Origin of the sequence: Corallococcus sp. 4LFB (assembly GCF_046520365.1) — a bacterium.
In the GTDB taxonomy this organism is placed as follows: Bacteria; Myxococcota; Myxococcia; order Myxococcales; family Myxococcaceae; genus Corallococcus; species Corallococcus caeni.
In genome coordinates this window covers 1-20,544 of the sequence record NZ_JBKGHJ010000090.1, presented here as the reverse complement: position 1 = coordinate 20,544, position 20,544 = coordinate 1, and the positions used below count along the sequence as shown (strand labels likewise).

16 protein-coding genes, 1 tRNA gene and 1 pseudogene are annotated in these 20,544 nt (G+C 70.4%); 11 read left to right on the top strand and 7 right to left on the bottom strand.

Annotated features, from left to right (window positions below; translation table 11 throughout):
* A partial coding sequence (locus ACLEQD_RS12675) for a VIT domain-containing protein (protein ID WP_410383898.1) occupies positions 1 to 1,948 on the bottom strand: 1,948 nt, incomplete at its 3' end.
* The gene (locus tag ACLEQD_RS12670; protein ID WP_410383897.1) at positions 1,945 to 2,430 is read right to left on the bottom strand and encodes a helix-turn-helix domain-containing protein; all 486 of its coding nucleotides are present in this window, start codon (positions 2,428 to 2,430) and stop codon (positions 1,945 to 1,947) included. The genes ACLEQD_RS12675 and ACLEQD_RS12670, both read right to left, overlap by 4 nt.
* A 126-nt stretch (positions 2,431 to 2,556) precedes the next feature.
* On the opposite strand from ACLEQD_RS12670, the gene ACLEQD_RS12665 reads away from it, so the two are divergent.
* Together ACLEQD_RS12665 and ACLEQD_RS12660 are read left to right on the top strand one after the other, a co-directional pair.
* Positions 2,557 to 2,784, top strand: coding sequence for a hypothetical protein (locus ACLEQD_RS12665; RefSeq protein ID WP_410383895.1), 228 nt, complete (start codon positions 2,557 to 2,559; stop codon positions 2,782 to 2,784).
* 139 nt (positions 2,785 to 2,923) lie between these two features.
* Entirely contained in the window at positions 2,924 to 3,439 is a 516-nt protein-coding gene (locus tag ACLEQD_RS12660; RefSeq protein WP_410383893.1) for a peptidylprolyl isomerase, read from the top strand.
* A gap of 68 nt (positions 3,440 to 3,507) precedes the next feature.
* On the opposite strand, the gene ACLEQD_RS12655 is transcribed toward ACLEQD_RS12660, so the two are convergent.
* Together ACLEQD_RS12655 and ACLEQD_RS12650 are read right to left on the bottom strand one after the other, a co-directional pair.
* On the bottom strand, positions 3,508 to 4,329 hold the full coding sequence (locus ACLEQD_RS12655) for a slipin family protein (protein WP_410383891.1): 822 nt from the start codon (positions 4,327 to 4,329) through the stop codon (positions 3,508 to 3,510).
* Positions 4,326 to 5,681, bottom strand: coding sequence for an NfeD family protein (locus ACLEQD_RS12650; protein WP_410383889.1), 1,356 nt, complete (start codon positions 5,679 to 5,681; stop codon positions 4,326 to 4,328). Before ACLEQD_RS12650 ends, ACLEQD_RS12655 begins: the two co-directional genes overlap by 4 nt.
* Before the next feature lie 227 nt (positions 5,682 to 5,908).
* On the opposite strand from ACLEQD_RS12650, the gene ACLEQD_RS12645 reads away from it, so the two are divergent.
* Positions 5,909 to 6,127 carry a hypothetical protein gene (locus tag ACLEQD_RS12645; RefSeq protein ID WP_410383887.1) on the top strand — a complete coding sequence of 73 codons (219 nt, stop codon included), beginning with the start codon at positions 5,909 to 5,911 and terminating at the stop codon, positions 6,125 to 6,127.
* A 10-nt stretch (positions 6,128 to 6,137) separates the two neighbouring features.
* Positions 6,138 to 7,736: an amidohydrolase gene (locus ACLEQD_RS12640; protein WP_410383885.1), complete on the top strand. Its 1,599-nt coding sequence runs from the start codon at positions 6,138 to 6,140 to the stop codon at positions 7,734 to 7,736.
* Positions 7,737 to 7,739: 3 nt separating this feature from the next.
* Here ACLEQD_RS12640 and nhaR read toward each other — a convergent pair whose 3' ends face one another.
* On the bottom strand, positions 7,740 to 8,639 hold the full coding sequence (nhaR, locus tag ACLEQD_RS12635; RefSeq protein WP_120551277.1) for a transcriptional activator NhaR: 900 nt from the start codon (positions 8,637 to 8,639) through the stop codon (positions 7,740 to 7,742).
* 124 nt (positions 8,640 to 8,763) lie between these two features.
* Between nhaR and ACLEQD_RS12630 the strand changes: the two genes are divergently transcribed.
* From ACLEQD_RS12630 to ACLEQD_RS12620, 3 genes are all read left to right on the top strand, one after another.
* Entirely contained in the window at positions 8,764 to 9,564 is an 801-nt protein-coding gene (locus ACLEQD_RS12630; RefSeq protein WP_410383883.1) for a sigma-70 family RNA polymerase sigma factor, read from the top strand.
* 91 nt (positions 9,565 to 9,655) lie between these two features.
* Positions 9,656 to 9,728: transfer RNA gene (locus tag ACLEQD_RS12625), tRNA-Phe, on the top strand.
* Between the two features lie 347 nt (positions 9,729 to 10,075).
* Positions 10,076 to 12,616: a S24 family peptidase gene (locus ACLEQD_RS12620; RefSeq protein WP_410383881.1), complete on the top strand. Its 2,541-nt coding sequence runs from the start codon at positions 10,076 to 10,078 to the stop codon at positions 12,614 to 12,616.
* Between the two features lie 420 nt (positions 12,617 to 13,036).
* Here the strand turns inward: ACLEQD_RS12620 and ACLEQD_RS12615 are convergent, their stop codons facing one another.
* Both ACLEQD_RS12615 and ACLEQD_RS12610 read right to left on the bottom strand, forming a co-directional pair.
* Complete coding sequence (locus ACLEQD_RS12615; protein WP_410383879.1) at positions 13,037 to 13,324, bottom strand: hypothetical protein; 288 nt, start codon at positions 13,322 to 13,324, stop codon at positions 13,037 to 13,039.
* A gap of 197 nt (positions 13,325 to 13,521) precedes the next feature.
* Positions 13,522 to 13,944 carry a hypothetical protein gene (locus tag ACLEQD_RS12610; protein WP_410383877.1) on the bottom strand — a complete coding sequence of 141 codons (423 nt, stop codon included), beginning with the start codon at positions 13,942 to 13,944 and terminating at the stop codon, positions 13,522 to 13,524.
* Between the two features lie 320 nt (positions 13,945 to 14,264).
* Here ACLEQD_RS12610 and ACLEQD_RS12605 point away from each other — a divergent pair, with 320 nt between their 5' ends.
* From ACLEQD_RS12605 to ACLEQD_RS12590, 4 genes and pseudogenes are all read left to right on the top strand, one after another.
* Positions 14,265 to 14,807, top strand: coding sequence for a hypothetical protein (locus ACLEQD_RS12605; protein WP_410383875.1), 543 nt, complete (start codon positions 14,265 to 14,267; stop codon positions 14,805 to 14,807).
* Between the two features lie 114 nt (positions 14,808 to 14,921).
* Positions 14,922 to 18,074 (top strand): annotated as a pseudogene (locus tag ACLEQD_RS12600) (SNF2-related protein); the annotation flags it as partial.
* A 182-nt stretch (positions 18,075 to 18,256) separates the two neighbouring features.
* Positions 18,257 to 18,862, top strand: coding sequence for a DEAD/DEAH box helicase (locus tag ACLEQD_RS12595; RefSeq protein WP_410383900.1), 606 nt, complete (start codon positions 18,257 to 18,259; stop codon positions 18,860 to 18,862).
* 91 nt (positions 18,863 to 18,953) lie between these two features.
* Positions 18,954 to 20,360 carry a M16 family metallopeptidase gene (locus ACLEQD_RS12590; RefSeq protein ID WP_410383873.1) on the top strand — a complete coding sequence of 469 codons (1,407 nt, stop codon included), beginning with the start codon at positions 18,954 to 18,956 and terminating at the stop codon, positions 20,358 to 20,360.
* Positions 20,361 to 20,544 lie beyond the last annotated feature (184 nt).

Here is a 20,544-nt window from a genome sequence, read left to right as displayed (position 1 = left end):
GGCGATCGCCCGGGGCGGCAGCCGGCTTGGAGGCCATCCGCTTCATCGCGGGCGCCTTCGCCGGCGCGAGCCCTCCCTCCACCTCATCGTCGCCCACGTCCCCCGGGGCCGGGTTGAACATGCTCCAGCCCGCGGGCGCGTTCACCGGCACCACGCGCGTCTCCGGCGTGCCTGACGCGCGACGGTCGCCCTGGCGCTCCTCCACCACCACGAAGGACGTGTACTGCGTGGCCAGCTGGTGCTCGACGGCCAGCCGCACGATGCGCTCCTTCATCGCCTCCGCGCGCCGGCCCACCAGCCCCGCGTCCATCCAGCCCCGGATGCGCTCGGCGGCCCACAACTTCTCCACCACCGGCCGGTCCGACAGCGAGGGCAGGTCCAGCCGCACCGTGAGGGAGAAGGGCTCCCGGCCCGACCTCCCCTTCAGCGTCACGCTGCCCGTGCCCGCCTGCGCATAGCGCCCGAAGAGCGTCCACGGCGTGCCGTCCACCAGCGGCGGCAGCGTGGCCGGAGCCAGCTCGCTGGCCTCCACGCCGTCGAAGCGCACCTCCAGGTCGGTGACCCGCGGCGCGAGCGCCCGTGAGAACTGCGCCACCACCTTCTCGTCGATGCGCTCCCCCGGGTGGATGAACTCCACCGCGCCGTCCGTGCGCCGCGCCAGGTCGCGCAACAGCGCGTCGCTCACGTTGGTGCCGATGCCGAACGAGAACACCCGCCCCGACCCGCGCGCCGCGAGCACCGCGTTGAGGATCTCGTTCTCGTTGCCCACCTGACCGTCCGTCAGCAGCACCACCACGCCGTCCGGCGCGGCCTTCATCGCGGCGACCATCGGCTCCAGCAGCTCCGTGCCGCCGTGGGCCCTCAGCCCCGCGACCCACGCGTCCGCCTGCTCCAGCGTGCGCTGGGTGAACGGCACCGGCTGCGCGGAGAAGGAGCGGAACGAATTCTCGAACGCGATGACGTTGAAGCGGTCGCCTTCGCGCAGGTGGCGCAGGCACAGCCGGAGCGCGGCCTGGGCCTGGGGCAGGCTGTCCCCGGCCATGGAGCCGGACGTGTCCACCACGAACACCACCTCCTGCCGGGGTGGCGCCGCCGCCAGGTTCAGCAGGTCCGGCACCACCGTGAGCGCGAACGTGCCCGGCCCTTCCGCCTTGCGGTGCGCGACCACGGGCGTGAGCATCACGTCCGGGTTGGCGTTGCGCATCGTGAGCACCACGTCCCGGTTCAGCTCCACCTCGTCGCCCGCGAGGCTCCGCCGGAGCGAGTCGCGCTGGAGGTTCACCCGCGTGCGCGTGCCCTCCTTCGTGACGGTGAGCCGGTGGGACGGGCTCTCCACCACCACGTCACGGCCCACGTCGATGAGCAGGTCCATGCGCAGCCCGTAGTCCGCCCCCGGGCCCTGGGGCGGGGAGATGCGGTCCGCGTCCGGCACCCGCGTCGTCGGGGCCGCGCTGCCATGGCTCGTGCGGTCGCCGTGCACCGGGCCGGGGATGTACCGGGGCGCCACCAGCGTGGGCAGCATCCAGCGCACGCTGCCCTCCTCGGAGGTGAGCGTCTGGAGGAACTCCACTTCCACCAGCGTCTCCTCGCCCGGCAGCAGGTTGCCCACCTGCGCGGTGAAGACGTTGGCGCGCTCCTGGTCCAGCAGCGCCGCGCCGTGCCCTTCCGTGATGGCGTCGTCGTAGGCGCGGAAGGCCGCCTCGCGCTCCTTCACCACGCCGGCCACGCGGCGGCCCGCGCACGTCATGGAGAAGGCGCTGAGCGTCGCGTCGGAGGGCAGGGGGAAGGTGTAGAGGGCCTCCACCGGCTTCTTCTCGTCGTTGCGGTAGCGCTGCGCCACGCGCACCCGCGCGTGCCCCCCGAGCAGTTCCCCGGTGACCTCCACTCCCTGCAGGGGCACCTGGGCCCCCTCACGCGTGAACAGCCCACACTTCGCCTGCTCGTTCATGACGGCGTTCCTTCCTGGGACTCTTCGATGAGGGCGCGCACCCGCTCCGCCAGCGCCCGGACCTTCGCTTCCGCCTGCTCCGACACGTGCAATTCCAACCCCGGCGCCAGGAGCCAGCGCTGGTAACGCGCCACCTCCACCGTCGGGTCTTTTCCCGGACGCCTGGGGGTCGGAAGCCGGGGGGCTTCTTCCGGCAACGTCCCCGGGCCCACCGGCGTCTCCGCCAGCCGGCGCAGCTCCTCCAGCGACAGCCGCGCCAGCTCCGCCTGGATGGCGTCCAGGGGCAGGAACCTCGCCTGGAGCACCCGGATGGCCTTGAGCCGCACCCGGTGCTCCTCCCCGTAGACCGTGTCCGGCCCCTTGAAGGGCGGTGCGGGCAGGAGGCCCCGCTGGACGTAATAGCGGACCGTGCGAGGCGAGACGCCCACCTCCTCCGCCAGCGCGGCCAGCTTCCACTCCGTCTGTGTCTTGGGCGTGCTCACGAACCTGACAGTAGGTCGTGACAGTTGTGGTGTCAAGACGTCGGTGGCGATTCGTCAGCGGTGGTGTCGCGATGCGGAGGCGGCGTCCGGGCGGGCGGCGGGACAGAAGGGGGCCTGAACGTCGTCGTGGACGGCCTGGACAACCCAATCTCCCGCATCACCGCGCGCATGCGGGACAGGGTCCGGGAGTGGCGCACGCTGCCGGAGGGCCACGCGCGCCGCTCGCTCCCGCGCGAGGCGGTGGCCATCCTGGACCGCCGCCACGCCATCCTCGCGCGGGCCATCGCTTCACCCGCGCTGGAGCGCGAGGACCTCTTCCGGAACGGGCAGCCGGGCGGCCCACCGAAGGCCTGAATTTGTTCCGCAGCGCACGCGAAGGTGCTAGCGGGTGCCTCCGAGACGCGAGGGTCTGGTACGTCCCGGCTCGCGCGCCTGGCATCGCGCTGGATTCCGCAGCCTCTCTGGCTCAACCCTCACCGTGGAGCACGTGAACATGGCAAACGCCAAGGTCTTCTTCGACATGTCGATTGGTGGCCAGCCCGCCGGTCGTATCGTGATGGAGCTGTTCTCCGACGACGTTCCCAAGACCGCCGAGAACTTCCGCGCCCTGTGCACGGGTGAGAAGGGCACCGGCAAGAGCGGCAAGCCGCTGCACTACAAGGGGACGCCCTTCCACCGCGTCATCCCGGGGTTCATGTGCCAGGGCGGCGACATCACGCTCGGCAACGGCTACGGCGGTGAGTCCATCTACGGTGAGAAGTTCGCGGACGAGAACTTCAAGCACAAGCACACCTCGCCGGGCTTCCTCTCCATGGCGAACGCGGGCCCCAACAGCAACGGCTCGCAGTTCTTCCTCACCACCGTCCCCACCGCGTGGCTCGACGGCAAGCACGTCGTCTTCGGCAAGGTCGTCGAGGGCATGGACGTGGTGAAGAAGATCGAGGGCGTGGGCAGCCAGTCCGGCGCGACGCGCCAGCCCGTGAAGATTGAAGACAGCGGCCAGCTGTAATCCCGCCGTCGCCGCGCCTCACCCGGAAGGTCCATCCGTGCCTCGCGCCCGGGTGGACCTTCGTCGTTTCAGGACAGGCCGTGGGAAGCGTCCTCGTCCTCCTCCTCCCGGGGCTCCTCCGGAGGGATGGGCCGCGCGGTCACGGCGCCAAACGCGCGCAGGAGCTCCAGCGGAATGGGCAGGATGGTGTGGTTGCCGCCGCCGGTGATCTCCACCAGCGTCTGCAGGTAGCGCAGCTGGAGCGTGGCGGGGTTGCGGCTGAGCACGTCCGCGGCCAGGGCCAGCTTCTCCGCGGCCTGGTGTTCGCCTTCCGCGGCGATGATCTTCGCGCGGCGCTCGCGTTCGGCCTCGGCCTGCCGCGCGATGGCCCGCTGCATCTCCAGCGGCAGGTCGATGTGCTTCACCTCCACGTTGGAGACCTTCACGCCCCACGGGTCGGTGCGCGCGTCGAGCACCTGCTGCAATTCGCGGTTGATGCGCTCGCGCTGGGACAGCAGCTCGTCCAGCTCCACCTGGCCCAGGATGGCGCGCAGGGTCGTCTGCGCAATCTGGCTGGTGGCGTAGAGGTAGTCCTCCACCTGGAGCACGGCCTTGTCCGCCTGGATGACGCGGAAGTAGACGACGGCGTTGACCTTCACGCTGACGTTGTCCTTGGTGATGACGTCCTGCGGGGGCACGTCGCGCGCGACGGTGCGCAGGTCGATGATCACCATCCGCTCGATGAAGGGGATGAGCCAGCGGAAGCCCGCGCGCTTGAGGCCCACGTAGCGGCCCAGCCGGAACACGACGCCGTTCTGGTACTCGGTGACGATGCGCACGCCGGAGAGGAAGAGGAGGAACAGCAGGGCCAGGGGGATGAGCCATCCCAGGGCTCCGAACAGCTCGTTCATGGCATCGACTCCGCGACGGTGAGGGTGAGCCCTTCCACGGCGCGCACCACGACCTGCGCGCCCTCGCGGATGGGGGTGAAGGAGACGGCGCGCCAGCGCTCGCCGTGGACGAACACCTCGCCGCCGGAGGGCGTGACGGGGCCCAGCGCCGTGCCCGCCTCGCCCACGAGCCCCGCGTCACCGCCCCGCTGCGGCAGCTTGCGGGTCTGGGCGCTGCGATACGCGATGAAGGCCGCCGCTCCCGCGAACAGGAGCGCCGTCGGCAGCATCACGCCCCACGACAGGCGGAAGGACGGCTCCACGAACCAGCCCGGTTCGAAGCGGTCCACCAGGAACACGCCGCCCAGTATCAGCAGGCCCACGCCCGCGGCGCCCAGCAGGCCGCTGGTGATGAACAGCTCCGCGACGATGAGCCCCACGCCCACGAGCATCAACACCAGCGCGCCCGAGCGCACCGGCAGCGTCGCCGAAGCCATCAACGCCAGCACCAGCGCCACGCCGCCAATGAGCCCCGGTGCCACCGCGCCCGGATGGGACAACTCCACGACCAGACCCAGCGCGGCGGTGAGGAACAGCAGGTAGATGATGGAAGGCTGCGCGAGCGCATGGACCACCTGCTGTGACAGCCCCGGCTCCAGGGACACCACCTGGGCGTCGCGGGTGGCGAGCGTCACGGTGTCACCCCCGGCCACCTCCACGCGGCGGCCGTCGACGGCGGAGAGGAACGCGGCCTCGGTGGGCGCGACGAGCTCCACCACGCGAAGCTCCACGGCGCGGTCCGCGGGGACGCTGGCGCTGTCGCGCACGGCGGCCGCGGCCCACTCCGGATTGCGGCCCCGCTGCCGCGCGATGCCCTCCGCGAAGGCGACCGTGTCGTTCACCACCTTCCGGGCCAGCTGCTCGCCACCGCGCTGCTCCACGTCCTCGCCCCCCAGCCCCACGGGGTGCGCCGCGCCGATGTTCGTCCCCGGCGCCATGGCGCTCACGTTGGAGGCCAGCGAGATGAACACGCCCGCGCTGCCGGCATGCGCGCCGGAAGGCCCCACCCACACGAGCACGGGGACGCGCGAGCCCAGGAACGCTCGCACCACGGCGCGGGTGGCCTCCAAGGATCCGCCCGGCGTGTCCAACCGGACGAGCAGCGCCGTGGCCCCACCGTCCTCCGCGCGCTTCACGCAGTCCGCGAGGTACGCGCCCGACCCGGCATCCACCACGCCCTCCAGCTCGCAGCGCGCGACGAAGGACGGTGACGCGGGAGCCGCCGGAGCGACGACGCCCGCGAAGAGGAACGCCAGGAGCCAGCCCCAGAGGACGTGACGGCGCCAGCCCCTCCTGTCGACGTGCTCCCGCATGGCCGCCCCCGGTGTGCGCGCACCGTGCGCACACGCACTCGGACAACGGTGTGCATTGAGCCTTTGGATGACCGGTGCGTGAAGCCGGGGGCCTGGAGGGCATGCGGGCAGGAAGGGCCCGGCGTCCTGCTTGTGCATCCGATGTTGGACGTTGCAGGGGATGCGCGTTGCTGGAGGAGGACGCACCTCCCTAGGGTCGACCTCTCGATATCCTCCCAGGAGGTTTCATGCGCCGTGCCGTGCTGCTCATCGCTGCTCTGGGCCTGACCGCTGGAGTGGTGGCCTGCAAGACCACCCAGCCTGCGGGGACCGAGGACCAGATGCCCATCCAGGGCCCGGACACGGCCCGCGAGCCCATCCAGAACGTGCCCAACGACCGGGGAGGGCCCGCGGGCCCCATCGAAGCGCCGGGCGTGGACGGTGGCACCCCCCAGGAGGGCGGGTAGTCTCCACGCCATGACGGCGGAGACGACGGTCTACAGGGCGGAGCGCATCTGGACGCTGGATGCGGCAGGTCCGCGCGCGGAAGCCTTGGCGGTGCGTGACGGGCGGTTGCTCGCGGTGGGGACGCTCGCGGAGGTGCGCGCCGCCGCGGGCTCCACCGCGCGCGAGGTGGACCTGGGCCGGGCCTCGGTGGTGCCCGGTCTGGTGGACGCGCACGCGCACCTGCACGGCCTGGGGAAGAGCCTGACCACCGCGCGCCTGGAGAAGGCGCCCTCGGTGGAGGACGTGGTCCAGCGCCTGGCGAAGGCGCCCGCGTCGAGCTTCCAGGGGGACTGGTTGCTCGGCAAGGGGTGGGACCAGAACGAGTGGCCCGGCGCCGCGTTCCCGGGCCGCGCGGAGCTGGACGCGCGCTTCCCCACGACGCCGGTGTACCTCATGCGGGTGGATCATCACGCGGCCTGGGTGAACGGCGAGGCCCTGCGCCGCGCGGGCCTCACGCGGGACACGCCGGATCCGCGAGGAGGCCGCATCCTCCGCGACGCGAGGGGCGAACCCACCGGCGTCCTCGTGGACAACGCGATGGACGTGGTGGAGGCCGCCATCCCCGCGCCCACGCGCGAGCAGCTGGAGACCCGGCTGCGAGCCGCGCTGGAGCGCTGCGCACAGGTCGGGCTCACGGGCGTGCACGACGCGGGTATGGACCTCCAGGCCTTCCGCACGCTGCAGGCGTGGGACGCGGCGGGGACGCTGCCCCTGCGTGTGTACGCGATGGCGGCGGGGCAGGGGGAGCAGCGCCACGCCTATCTGGAGCAGGGCCCCTGGCAGGGGCGGCACCTGGCGATGCGCTCGGTGAAGTTCCTGGCGGACGGAGCGCTGGGGAGCCGGGGCGCGGCGCTGCACGACGACTACAGCGACGAGCCCGGCCAGCGCGGCCTGTTGCTCCTCGCGCCGGAGGAGCTCGAGGCCCGCGCGCAGGCCTTCATGGCCCGGGGCTTCCAGGTGTGCATCCACGCCATTGGAGACCGTGCCAATACGTTGGTCGTGGACGTCCTCCTGCGAGGCGCGGAGCGGACGGGCACGCAGGCCCTGCGCCACCGCGTGGAGCACGCGCAGATCCTCCGGCTGGAGGACATCCGGAGGCTGGGCGCGGCGGGGCTGGTGGCCAGCGTACAGCCCACGCATGCCACCAGCGACATGCCCTGGGCGGAGACGCGGCTGGGGCGCGAGCGGCTCAAGGGCGCCTACGCGTGGCGCACGTTGAAGGACGCGGGCGCGCACCTGGCGCTGGGCAGCGACTTCCCCATCGAGAACCCGGACGTGCTCGCGGGGCTCTATGCGGCGCGCACGCGGCAGGACGCGAAGGGCTGGCCGGAAGGGGGCTGGTATCCCGAGGAGCGCCTGAGCGCGGCGGAGGCGCTGGAGGGCTTCACGGTGGGGCCCGCGTGGGCGTCCTTCGAGGAGGCGCGGCGCGGAAGGCTGAAGCCCGGCCTGGACGCGGACTTCGTCGCGCTGTCCGCGGATCCGCTGGAGGGGCCCGCGGCCGCGCTGGTGGACGCGCGAGTGCTGGCCACGGTGGTGGCGGGCGCGGAGGTGTTCCGGGCGGCCAGGTGAGTCTCAGCCACCGAAGATATGCGAGCGCGCGGCCTCGGCGATGGCGACGACGGCGGGGTGGCGCAGGCGGCGCTCCACGGTGATGGCGTAGAAGCACTGCTCGATTTCGTCGGTGTGCCCGATGGCGGTGACGTTGAATTGCCGCTGCACCTCGGCGTCGATGATGGAGGGCATGGCGAAGATGCCGTGCCCCTTCTGTCCGAAGGCCTGGAGCAGCGCGCTGTCGTCGAAGTCGCCCGCGATGAGGGGCCGGATGCCGAGCCGCTCGAACCACAGGTCCAGCGAGCGGCGCACCGAGGACTCCTCCGACGGCAGCAGCATGGGCGCGCCGTCCAGCGAGCGCGGGAAGTCCTTGCGCAGGTGCGCGAGCGGCTGGGCGGCGAAGAACGTCACGCCGCACTTGCCCAGCAGGTGGTTGAAGGACCGGACGCTGACGGGCTCGGAGCCGGGCGCGTCCGCGAGCACCACGTCCAGCTCATGCAACGCCAGCTGTGCAAGCAATTGGGGCAGGGGGCTCTCGCGGCAGATGATGCGCAGCGAGGGGCCGGCCTCCAGCGCGGGCTTGAGCAGCTGCTCGGCGACGAGCTTGGGGATGACGTCGAGCACGCCCACGTTGAGGCGCAGCTGCTGGCCGGTGGGCAGGCCGGAGACGACGTTCTTCAGCTCGTTGCCCAGGCGGAAGATCTCATCCGCGTAGCGCATGACGGTGCGGCCCACGTCGGAGAGCACGAGCTTGCGGCCCTTGCGCTCGAAGAGCTGGTGGCCCAGCGACTCCTCCAGCAGCTTGATTTGAGCGCTGATGGTGGGCTGGGCGAGGTGCAGCTCTTCACTCGCCTTGGCGATGCTGCCCGCCCGCGCAACCGTCCAGAAATACAGGAGATGGTGGTAGTTGAGCCACGCCATGACTTAGGTTTAACCGAAGGGTTTCATCCAAACTAGCTCATTTTTTTAAGAGTCGCGGTCGCTTATCTCTACCTCCGTCACCGCGCGATGGGTGCGCGGGGGACTGATTGGGGAGGTTGCGTTCATGGAAGCCATCTACGGGGAGCGCGAGTCCACGGTGGAGCTTGTCGGGGCCGAGGTGGACTCGGCCGAAGTGGAGATGCGGGTGCGGGGGCACCTGGAGCTGGTCCGCCGGCTGGCCTGGAAGTACCGCTGGACGGGGCTGTCGTTGGAGGAGCTGATGTCGGAGGGCAACGTGGGCCTGGTGGAGGCGGCGCGCCGGTTCGAGGAGCGGGGTGTGCCGTTCGGCGCCTACGCGCAGCAGTGGATCCGCGCGCGCATCCGGGCGTACGTGTCCCGCACCTGGAGTGTGGCGGGGGGCCGCGCGCCGTGGATCGTCTTCCAGCTGCGGCGCGAGCGTGCGCGGCTGGAGGCCCGCTGGGGCGAGGGCCATCCGGAAGTGACGAAGCGGCTGGCCGAGGCGCTGGGCAAGCGGGAGGAGGAGGTGGCGCGGGGGGCGGACGCCCTGGCGAAGGACGTGTCGTTGAACGCGCCCCTGGGGTGGGAGGGGGACGTGACGCGGCTGGACATGCTGGAGTCGGAGGAGGACTCGGCGGAGGAGCTGGCGGACCGGGGCGCCTGGGCGGAGAAGCTGCACCAGAGCGTGGCGGAGGCCTGGCCGGAGCTGGACGCCCGGGAGCGGGCGCTGGTGAAGGAGCGGATGCTGGCGGAGGACGGGGTGAGCGCGGAGCTGCTGGCGAGGCGCTTCGGGGTGACGGCGGTGCGCATCCGGCAGATCGAGCAGGGGCTGCGCCAGAAGCTGCGCCAGCGTCTGACGGCGGGGTGCACGGCCTGGGACAGCGAGTCGCCCCGGCTGGCGGCCTGAGTGTCGGGCGAGGGGGGAGGGTTGGCGGAAAGAGGTTGACGGCGCGGGCAAGTGACCGTAAATCGGCGCTGCCGCTCGCGGTGCGCGGTACGCCCAAGTAGCTCAGTCGGTAGAGCAGGGGACTGAAAATCCCCGTGTCGGTGGTTCGATTCCGCCCTTGGGCACACCAGTACGAAGAATCTGAAGGGCGTCGGACTCCGGTCCGGCGCCCTTCTGCTTTTCGCGTGCTCCCAGGCCAGCGCCGCGGAACAGGTGCTGGCTCCGGTGCACACCGAAGCTGGGCCCGAAGTGCCGCACGGCCTGCTCATCGCCGCCATCGAGTGATGACAGACACTCTTTGAGACTGGCCGGGATGCTCGCCGGTCCCTTCCCATTCACCCCCATATGTCTGGTCTCCCGCTGCGGGCCGGGTGGGCCGGCCGCACCCGATGTGCGAGCATCGTGATGCATCCTTTGACGTGGCCGGTAGGCGTTGCCCTGCCCGTGCATCGGGTTCGGAGGTTCCTCGCAAATGGAGTTCTTTCAGACCACCGAGGCCACGACCGGGGAAGCACGGGTCTTCAACGCTCTCCGAGAGGCGTTCCGCCAGGACGAGGGACTCTGCTTCCTGCGGTATCCCTTCTTCGAGACCCGAGGGCGCTTTCGCCACGAGCCCGACATCCTCATGCTTCATCGGGACCTGGGACTGCTCATCATCGAGGTCAAGGACCTGCAGGCTCGCCACGTGTCCCGCATGGAAGGGCACACCTGGCACATGGCTGATTGGCACAAGGGCATCGAGGAGCCATATGCCCAGGCGGAAGCGCAGATGTGGTCGGCGCTCAAGCGCTTCAACAGCGTGCCTCTGCTGCATGATCGCCTGAAGCATCACGCGCTGGTGGCCCTTCCCAACGTCCCCCGTGCCGAGTGGGCCGCGAAGGGATTCACCTTACTGCCGTGCAATCCGGCCATCCTTCATAAAGACGAGCTGGGCCCCGTCACCCTGCGCAGGCGACTTGGCGATTTCGCCGGAACGGCAGGTCGCTCACGTCTGACGAATGAGGAGTGGCAGAAGGCGCGTGCAGTCCTGGGGTTTGGCACGGTCATCGAGCAGATCCAGAAGAGGGGAGGATTCGCTGGCACCGCCGCCCGTGTCGCCGCCAGCGAGACGAGGATTGCCGCCCTGGATCTGGAGCAGGTGAGTATTGGAGTGGAGATTCCACCGGGTCCGCAGCGGATCCGAGGCATCGCGGGCTCCGGTAAGACGATGCTCCTGGCCATCAAGGCGGCACGGATGCATCTCGCGCATCCGGATTGGGATATTGCATTCACTTTCAATACAAAGAGCCTTTATCAGGTCATCCAAAGCTACATCACGGAGCTGTGCCGGTATCTGGGCGATTCGGAGCCGAACTGGCGGAAGCTGCGGGTCATGCATGCCTGGGGCGGCAGGACGACGGGCCCCGGCCTCTACTACGTCACAGCGCAGGCCATGGGGCGCAAAGCCCGTACCTCGAACGATTTCAAGGGCACCACCATCTCAGAGAGTCTGGCTGTCGCGTGTCGCGAGCTCCTGGAACTGGGGAGGGTCCCCGAACTCTTCGATGCGGTGCTCGTCGACGAAGGCCAGGATCTGTTGTCAGACTTTTATCGACTGGCGTACGCAGTTCTAAAGGCTCCGAAGCGCCTGATCTGGGCCTATGACGAGGCTCAGAGCCTGGACCATCTCACCATTCCAACGTCGGAGAACCTCTTCGGCCGCGGCCCCGACGGGAAGTTGCTCGTGGATGTCGCTGGCCAATACCCGGGAGGCATCTACAAGAGCCACATCATGCGGAGGTGCTATCGCACGCCACGTCAGATCCTGCTGGCAGCCCATGCGGTCGGAATGGGCCTCCTGCGGCCGGAGGGCCCGGTTCAGGCGATCACCACGAAGAGTGGCTGGCAGGACATCGGCTACTCAGTCGAGACAGGCGGATTTGCGAGTCCCGGTGCCGAAGTCGTGCTGGTGCGCTCGATGGCGAATTCGGGCCATCCGCTGGATTCCTTGCCGATGCCTCGCCGATCCCTCCTGAGATCTCAGGGCTTCGCGGATCGCGAGGCGGAATTCGAGGCCTGCGCACGTTGCGTCCAAGAGCAGGTGCGGACCGGAGTCCGAGCCGAACAGATCATGGTCGTCCATCTGGGCTTCAAGGACGAACTCCAACGCCTCGCCAAAAGGCTGAGTGAGGCGGGCGTCGTCGTTCATTCCACGGAGGAAAACCCCAGAGAGTTTCGCCGTGCAGGTGCGGTCACCGTGACGGGGGTCCATCGAGCCAAGGGCAACGAGTCTCGCGTCGTCTTCGTCACAGGTCTTGATTGTGTCGAACGAGTCGAAGGCGAGGTCGTGAACCGGAATCACCTGTTCGTCGCGCTGACCCGCTCACGACAGGAGTGCATCGTCTCGGGCGTCAGTACGAGATCACGCCGCCTTCTGCACGAACTGGAAACACTGCACCGGATGGGAGACCGGGTCGTGTTCCTGGCCCCTGACCCCAAGCGGCTCAAGCGGAGCCTGGAGGATGAGCCGAGCCCGGGAGTTCCTTCGGATCCGCCACGGCCCCAGGAGTCCCCTGTTCGTGCCAGCGTTGCTGATGACGAGCGCTTCAGGACTCACTTGCCGCTCTACGATGTCCGGGCCGCGGCGGGACCCTGGGGTGCTGGACGTGTCGTTGAACAGGAAGTGGATGGCTGGGTCGATGCCACGGCGATCGGCGCCCTTTCCACGGACATGTTCGCCGTAAGGGTCGCCGGAAAATCGATGGAACCCCAGATTGCAGATGGTTCCATCGCCGTGTTTCGACGCCTGAACGACTCCGTACCCGAGGGTAAGATCGTCCTCGTCCAGCAGTTGCAGGCGGACCACGAGAGTGTCGCGGTGGTGGTGAAGCGCTTGGCGCGCTCGGCCAGCGGCTACCGGCTGGAGTCCTTGAATCCGCTCTACTCCCCGTTGGCCTTCGACCCGTTCTCCGAGAAGGAGCCCGTCCGTCTGCTGGGTGTGTACCTTGGCGTTGTGCCACCTGCCAGGAGCTAGCCTCGATGCAAACTTGAGGAACCACCGCGTTCCGGCCACGTCGGGGCGCGGTCGTTTCGTGCGCTGAGCGTCGTAGCGCGTACCCCCGTGGCCAATGCCGAGAAGCCGGGCCGCTTCCCTTTGGGAGAGCAGGAACCTGGGTTCGGCGAGCCCTTCGGTCATCGCGTTTGCCGGGTTTGAGGAAGTGCGAGCGTGGGTGACGGTAGAAGTCTCCCTTTCGGGTGAAGCCGAGCGCAGCCAGCGCCGCTTCGCCTCCTGTTCCCTTCAGGGTGATAACGAAGTCGAGGTCTCCTGATTGGTACGCTTCCGGCGCGTAGTAGGTCGCCGCGCTTCCACCCGTGAGCACTGCATGGAATCCTTTGCGATCCAGTGCCGTGCACACGGCGAAGGCGATATCCGTGAGCGACGAAGAGGGCCCGATCACAAGAGCCCCGGCTTGCCAGCTCGGCGAGGACGATGCCGTCGCGCGGCGAGCTTGTTCTGGAGCGTCGTGTCGCTCTCGCCAAGTTTCCAGAGCAGCGCGCTGAGTTCCGCGTGCGCGAAGTACCGGGGATTCAGGGAGACCATCCGCGTTCGCCCCATCAGCCGGCTGGCGATGACGGCTTCCCGTTCGAGCGACGTCAGGATGGATTGGACGGTGTAGAGGCGTACGCCAAGCAGCGCAGCCAACTCACTGGGATAGGTTCCTTCGAGCAGACGGATGGCCATGAGCACCGCCGTCCTGGTCGAAGTACCAAAGAGCCGGGAGCCTTCTTCAAGCACGAAGCCGATTTACCAATTTTCTTGGCGATATTGGCAGCGGCCTTGGTGATTCCGCCCTTGGGCACACCCGTACGAAGAATCTGAAGGGCGTCGGACTCCGGTCCGGCGCCCTTCTTCTTTGTCCGCGCTGGCGGGCGGTGTCGTTACGGGGGGCTGATGCGTCCGGGGGCGCCATTGGCGCCGGCCACGGTGTGGCAGGAGCCGCAGGCCCCGGTGCCCTGTGCGGTGTTCATGGCCCACTGGGTGCCACCGTGGGTGACGCGGGCGGTGTAGGGGAACGCGAAGTCCTTCGCGTCTCCGGCCTTGAGGAAGAAGTTGCCGGCGGCATTGGCCGTCAGTGGGTAGGTCTTCTGGTTGGCGTCGGTGATGACGACCTGGGCGCCCTCGAGGCCCGCGCAGTCGTCCGCCTCGTGCGCGGTGGCCTGGACGGTCCCCGCCACCACGAACTTCGGCCCCTCGCCCCGGTCCGCATGACATTGGATGCAGTTGCCACCGGGATGCATCAGGGCGTTGCCGCTGTCGCCGCCCGTCCACTTCATGCCCGTGGAGCACTCGGAGGTGCTCACCGCCTCCAGGCTGCCTCCGCCGCAGCCCGTGACAAGACCACCAAAAGCCAGACACAGCATGAGCATCGGGGGAATGCGTTGTGACATGCGTCACCTCTGGAAAGACTGTGTTTCATTCCAGGTCTTCGCCTCCACGCTGTCAACGGTACTCCCGGTACGGGGGGCCCGCGGGGCAGGTTGGGAATACGGGAGGGAGCCCGCGGTTCATCCGGGCCGGGCCTCCGTTGGGTCCAGGCGCCTTGCGTGGCGGTCCCTCCGCGTCCCGGGTGCACATCCGGGCGCGACGCGGTAGATCGGTGTCCCGGAGGAACATCAACGCAATGGACGCGAACGTGGTGGCGGAGCTGGAGAAGGCGGGCGTGAAGGTGGAGGACCCCATGCGCTTGTTCATCCCCGTGGAGCGGGACGAACAGGGCCAGGTGAAGCCCGTGGGCGACGAGGTGCCCGTGCGCTTCGGCGACGTCACCGCCCACGTGCGCCTGCAGCCCGTCTCCGCGCTGTGGACCGGGAACAAGCAACCCCCCGACTTCACCCGGCCGCCCTTCCCCGAGTACGAGCCGTTCTTCTTCCTCATCGAGGCCACCGCCGCCGGCTTCTGCCGCGACACGCGCCACGCGGAGGTCGACCAGGAGTTCTCCCAGCTCTACCGCCACCTCGCGCGCCGGCCCGACGGCCACCACAAGAACCCGCTCTTCTCCTACCTGCGCGCCGCCGCCCGCCTGTACCTGTCCCTGCGCGACGTCAGCCAGGCGGAGTTCGAGGCCGTCGCCCAGCGCCTCCACCAGTCCGCCAAGCTGCACGCGGGCCACATCGGCAGCACGAACTACTTCCAGGCCGTGCTGCGGCAGGTGCTGGGCGCATAGCGTCCGGTGGGAGCGCTCGCCGGGCCGCCAGAGGTCTGTCCACGGCGGCTCCGGCGTGACAACTTGAGTTCAGGGCTCGCTGGGAGGCTACCCCATGGGTAGCTTTTCGGCTTGATGCCCTCCTCTTCCTCCTCCGCGTCAGAAGTCCTGCTCGAGCAGCGCCTCACGGTGGACCACCTTCGCGAGGTGGCCGGTGAGCAGGTCCTCGAGCAAGCCCGGCGGTTGCTTGCCCGGAGAGCGGTGGACGTGGTGCCGCCTTCCCTGGGCTGTCTCCGGGGAACCGTCACCGAAGGGCGCATGCACACGTTCAATGCGTCCATCAGCGCGGAACCCGATTCCGAAGAGCTGCTGCTGGGGTGTGAATGCGACAGATACTGGAGCGAAGGGGTCTGCGCGCACGCGATCGCGGTCGGACTTGAGTGGATCCGCGCCTCCGCTCCCCGTGGGCGAAAGCGCGCGCCCCCTGCTCGACCCACGCTGCCCGCCTCCCCGCGCCTCGCGAAAGCCCCTTCACGGCCCGCCACGCCCGACGCAATCCAGGCGTGGCTCGAGGAGCACCACGTCGAGCGTGCCCGCACGGTGCCCGTGGCGGTGCTGGCGCCCCTGTTGCCCGGGCCCTTCACCCGACGCTGGCTCCCCGTGCTGCGCAAGGCCACGGTGGTGGATGTGCTGGAGGGCACCTCGAAGCTGCGGCGCTTGAGGGGCGCAAATGAGGACGTCCTCGCGGAGGCCGCCTGGCACTGGGTGCGTGTCGAGGCAGGGCGCGTGTCGCGGGGGCTGGCCCGTGAAGCCCCCACGACGCCGTTGCCTCCACCCACGGACGACCGCCTCGCGCCGCTGCGGGATGCGCTCGCCCGGAGCCGCGCGCGGATCCGCGCTCAGGCCATGCCCCGGCTGCTGTCGCCCGCACCCAGGGCCATCCTCCAGGAGGCCCCCTTGCGGCTGCTCGTGAAGGAGCCGGAGCTGGCGGCATGGGAGCCTCGTGACGCGTACGGCGCGGAGGAGGACGGGGGCGACGTGGTGCTCGACCCTCGCGCCATGATGGAGGGCCGCCCCGGCCTGTGCTGTCCGTGCTCGCCCAGGGCGGACGAGGCTTGCTGTGTCCACGCCTTGACCGCCGTGGACGCGGCGCTGGCGTTCCTGGTGCTTCCGAAGCACGCCGCTGTCGCCGCGAGGCTGGCGGAGCTGTTGTTCGAAGCGCCGGGCCGTGCGCTCCTGTCCGCGCTGGAAGGGTCTCTCCTGGCGCAGGCGGTGCACGACGCTCCGGCGGCCGGCGACTTCGTCACCTTCCGGCTGGAGCCCGAATCCCCGCGCGGCTGGCGGCTCCAGCCCTACCTGCACGTGCCCGCGAAGAGGGGCGGCCTTTCCCAGGGCCGCGCCGTCACCTGGTACGACCGCGACAAGGCGCTCCGGACGCTCCAGGATCCGGACGAACGCCATGCCTGGTCGCTCCTCGACGCGGAGGAGCGCATGGACAGGAACGGCGCGTACCTGGGAGACGGCCTCGGGGACGGCGCGTCGTACACGCTGCTGCTCCAGGCCCTGCGCTCGCTCGCGCACAGCCCCCGCCTCCGCCTGGCCGACGCTCCGGACGCGGCCGCGCGGGTGCGGGAAGCGCCGCTGGGCTTCGCCCTGGAAGAGGACGCAAAGGCCCTGCGCCTGCGGCCGGCGGTGGACGGACGCCCCGTGTCCCCAGCGCTCCTGACGCCACCTCCCGGTGGGTCGGAGGCTCCCCAGCCCTGGCTGCTCGTGGAGCCCGGCGGGCCGAGCGTCACCCTGGTGTCCGTTCCCCCGGGCGCGGTGCCCCTGCTCGAATCCCTGGCGCGCCACGGCGTCTATGTGTCCGAACACCAGCGCGAGGCGTTGCTGAGCCACCTCTCCGCGCTGGAGGCGGCCTTCCCCGTGGCGCTGCCGCCGTCCCTGGAGCCCCGCCCCGTGGAGGCGAGCCCGGGCCTGCTGGTGCGGCTGCGCGCGGTGGAGGACTCCGCGCTGGAGGTTTCGCTCCTCGTGAGGCCCCTTCCGGAGGCCGCTCCCCAGCCCCTGGGCGAGGGGGCTCCCGTGGTCCGGGGCCAGCGCGGCAATGAGCGCGTCATGGTCCGGCGCGCCCTGGACGCGGAGCGCGCGGAGGCGGACGCGCTCCTCGCACGTCTGTCATTGCCGGCCGGGATGTATCACTTCACGCGCGACAGCGCGGAGGACGCGCTCCAGCTCCTGGAGGCACTGGAACCGCTCACGGGGCCTCTGGTCCGTGTGGAGTGGGCGGAACAGCCATGGTCGGTGACGCGCGCGGAGACCGCGAACGTGCGGGTCCAGGTCCTGCGCGAGCACGACTGGTTCGGCGCGAAGGGGGGCGTGGAGCTGGACGGCGCGCGCGTGGAGCTGGCGGTCCTGCTGGAGGCCGTGCGCCGCCGCCAGCGCTACGTCCCGCTGGGGAAGGGGCGATGGCTGCGCCTGACGGAGGCGTTGCGCGAGCAGTTGACCCCGCTCGCGGACGTGGCGCATCCGGGACGCAAGGGGCTGGAGGTGAGCGCCGCGGCGGCGCCCGTGCTGGAGACGCTGGAGAAGGCCGGCGCGCGCGTCCAGGCGCCTCCGGACTGGCGCCAGCTGGCGAAGCGCATCCACGACGCCCACGCACGTCCGGTGCGCGTGCCCCGGGGCTTGAAGGCGGAGCTGCGCGACTACCAGCGCGAGGGCTTCACGTGGCTCGCGCGGCTGGCCTCCTGGGGCGCGGGCGCGTGCCTCGCGGATGATATGGGATTGGGCAAGACGGTCCAGGCGCTGGCGCTGCTGCTGTCCCGTGCGGCGGCGGGGCCCGCGCTGGTGGTGGCGCCCACGTCCCTGCGCGGCAACTGGGTGCGCGAGGCCGCCCGCTTCGCGCCGTCGCTGCGCGTGCACGTGTGGCAGGACTCGGACCGGGACGCACTGCCGTCCCTGCTGGGGCCACGGGACGCGCTGATCATCAGCTACGGCCTGCTGGCGAGGGACGCCGCGAAGCTGGCGGACGTGACCTTCGCCACGCTGGTGGTGGACGAGGCGCAGGCGGTGAAGAACCCGGACACCGCCAGGGCCCGCGCGCTGCGCGGCGTGAAGGCCGAGGCCCGCGTGGCCCTCACCGGCACGCCGGTGGAGAACCGCCTCTCCGAGCTGTGGAGCCTCTTCCACCTGCTCTTCCCCGGCCTGCTGGGCGGGCGAGAGTCCTTCCACGCCCGCTTCGCCGTTCCCATCGAGCGGGACCGGAGCGCGGACGCCCGCGCGTCCCTGGCCCGGCTGGTGCGCCCCTTCCTGTTGCGCCGCACCAAGGCCCAGGTGGCGCGTGAGCTGCCCCACGCGTGGACACGGTGGTGCCCGTCACGCTGTCGGACGCGGAGCGGCGCCTGTACGACGACGTGCGGCTCGCGGCGCTGGCGCGACTGGGCGAGGGAGCCCCTGGCGGAGACCAGCGCTTCGAGATGCTGGCCGCGCTCACCCGGCTGCGGCTGGCCGCGTGTCATCCCCGGCTGGTGGATCCGGACACGGGGCTGTCCTCCTCCAAGCTGGAGCGCGTCCTGGAGCGGGTGGACGAGCTGCTGGCGGAAGGGGGCCGCGCGCTCGTCTTCAGCCAGTTCGTGCGCCACCTGGCCCTGGTGCGCGACGCGCTGGAGGCGCGGGGCATCCCGTTCCAGTACCTGGATGGGCGGACCCCCGCGGTGGAGCGGCAGGCCCGCGTGGAGGCCTTCCAGCGAGGGGAGGGCGCGCTCTTCCTCATCTCGCTCAAGGCGGGCGGCACCGGCCTCAACCTCACCGGCGCCGACCACGTGCTCCACCTGGACCCGTGGTGGAACCCCGCCGTGGAGGACCAGGCCTCCGACCGGGCCCACCGCATCGGGCAGACGCGCCCCGTCACCGTGTCGCGGTTCGTGTCGGAAGGCACCATCGAGGAGGCCATCCTCGCCCTCCACGCGGAGAAGAGGGACCTGGCGGACAGCCTGCTTTCGGAGGCGGACGGCGCCGCCGCGCTGTCGCCCGCACAGCTGCTGGGCCTGCTGCGCTTTGGCGCGGGAGCTCCCCAGGACTGAGCCGGAGCCGCGCACCCGCGCGGCGTTTCTGGAATAGGGTGCGCTGCCGCCCGTTCCCGGGCACCGCCGTGGTCCCTCCCCAGGAGCAAGGATGTCCCGTCCTCCGTTGTCGTGGTTCGCCTGTCTGGCCCTCCTGGGTGCGCCCCAGGCGGGGGCCCAGGCCGTCCCCGAGCCGTCCGCGAAGCCCGCCGCCGCCTCCTCCCCCGCCGCGAAGCTGGGCTCCGACATCCAGGCCCGCACGCTGAAGAACGGGCTCACCGTCGTCGTCTGGCCGGACCACGACATCCCCAACGTGGCGCTGGCCAACTGGTTCCGCGTGGGCAGCCGCAACGAGCGCCCCGGCATCACCGGCCTGTCCCACTTCTTCGAGCACATGATGTTCAACGGCGCGAAGAAGTACGGCCCCGGCCAGTTCGACCGCGTCATGGAGGCCAACGGCGGCGCCAACAACGCCTTCACCTCCGAGGACGTCACCGTCTACCTGGACTGGTTCCCGTCCTCCGCGCTGCCCCTCATCCTGGACCTGGAGCAGGACCGGCTCCAGTCGCTCGCCTTCGACCCCAAGGTCATCGAGTCCGAGCGCGGCGTCGTCTACTCCGAGCGCCGCTCCGGCGTGGACAACGACAACGGCGGCGCGCTGCAGGAGCAGATGCAGTCCACCGCCTTCGTCGCGCACCCGTATCAAATCCCCGTCATCGGCTGGCCGTCCGACATCGAGTCCTGGCGCATGGAGGACCTCCAGCGCTACTTCAAGACCTACTACGCCCCCAACAACGCCACGCTCGTCATCGCGGGCGACGTGGAGCCGGCCCGCGTCTTCGAGCAGGTGGAGGCCACGCTGGGCACCATCCCCTCGCAGCCCGCGCCGGAGCCCGTGCGCACCAAGGAGCCTGAGCAGCAGGGCGAGCGGCGCATCGTCGTGAAGCGGCTGGCCCAGTCCCCGCTGCTCCAGGTCGCCTACCACGGCCTCGCCGCCAACGACCCGGACGCGGAGACGCTGGAGCTGCTGGGCCTCATCCTCACCCACGGCGACTCGTCGCGGCTGCACCGCAAGCTGGTGGATGAGGCGCGCGTGGCCATCCGCGTCCGCGGCACCACCGCCGGCGGCTTCGACCCGACGCTCACGTGGTTCTACGTGGACCTGCCGCCGGGCGGCGACCTGGCGAAGACCGAGGCGCTCCTCACCTCGGAGCTGGCCCGCGTGGCGAAGGACGGCGTCACCGACGCGGAGCTGAAGAAGGCGCGCAACGTCGCCCTGGCCACCTTCTGGCGCAAGCTGGAGACCAACGACGGCCGCGCCCGCGAGCTGGGCAGCGCCGCCACCTTCCGGGGGGACTGGAAGGCCCTGCTCGACGCACCCACGCGCTACGAGAAGGTCACCCTCGACGGCGTGAAGGCGCTGGCCGCCCGCATCTTCAACCCCGACCACCGCACGGTGGGCTGGCTGGTGCCCACCACCGCCTCCGCCACCCCGGTGCGCCAGGAGACCGCGCGATGAGTGCTTCCCTCCGACTTCGTTCCGCCAGGCCTCACGCGCCCCGCGCCCCCCTCCGTCCCGACCCGAGCAGGCCTCACCCGATGCCCACACTCCGCCCGCTGCGCTCCGCCCTCGCCGCGCTGCTGTTCGTCTCCGCGTGCGCGACCACGCCAGCGCCCGCTCCCGGCTCCGCGCCCGTGCCGCC

What these genes read in the sequence shown, in the direction of transcription:
- ACLEQD_RS12660 (WP_410383893.1), top strand. Translation starts at nt 2,924, where the DNA reads ATGGCAAACGCCAAGGTCTTCTTCGACATGTCGATTGGTGGCCAGCCC.
- ACLEQD_RS12655 (WP_410383891.1), bottom strand. Translation starts at nt 4,329, where the DNA reads ATGAACGAGCTGTTCGGAGCCCTGGGATGGCTCATCCCCCTGGCCCTG.
- ACLEQD_RS12650 (WP_410383889.1), bottom strand. Translation starts at nt 5,681, where the DNA reads ATGCGGGAGCACGTCGACAGGAGGGGCTGGCGCCGTCACGTCCTCTGG.
- ACLEQD_RS12645 (WP_410383887.1), top strand. Translation starts at nt 5,909, where the DNA reads ATGCGCCGTGCCGTGCTGCTCATCGCTGCTCTGGGCCTGACCGCTGGA.
- ACLEQD_RS12640 (WP_410383885.1), top strand. Translation starts at nt 6,138, where the DNA reads ATGACGGCGGAGACGACGGTCTACAGGGCGGAGCGCATCTGGACGCTG.
- nhaR (WP_120551277.1), bottom strand. Translation starts at nt 8,639, where the DNA reads ATGGCGTGGCTCAACTACCACCATCTCCTGTATTTCTGGACGGTTGCG.
- ACLEQD_RS12630 (WP_410383883.1), top strand. Translation starts at nt 8,764, where the DNA reads ATGGAAGCCATCTACGGGGAGCGCGAGTCCACGGTGGAGCTTGTCGGG.
- ACLEQD_RS12620 (WP_410383881.1), top strand. Translation starts at nt 10,076, where the DNA reads ATGGAGTTCTTTCAGACCACCGAGGCCACGACCGGGGAAGCACGGGTC.
- ACLEQD_RS12615 (WP_410383879.1), bottom strand. Translation starts at nt 13,324, where the DNA reads ATGGCCATCCGTCTGCTCGAAGGAACCTATCCCAGTGAGTTGGCTGCG.
- ACLEQD_RS12605 (WP_410383875.1), top strand. Translation starts at nt 14,265, where the DNA reads ATGGACGCGAACGTGGTGGCGGAGCTGGAGAAGGCGGGCGTGAAGGTG.
- ACLEQD_RS12595 (WP_410383900.1), top strand. Translation starts at nt 18,257, where the DNA reads ATGCTGGCCGCGCTCACCCGGCTGCGGCTGGCCGCGTGTCATCCCCGG.
- ACLEQD_RS12590 (WP_410383873.1), top strand. Translation starts at nt 18,954, where the DNA reads ATGTCCCGTCCTCCGTTGTCGTGGTTCGCCTGTCTGGCCCTCCTGGGT.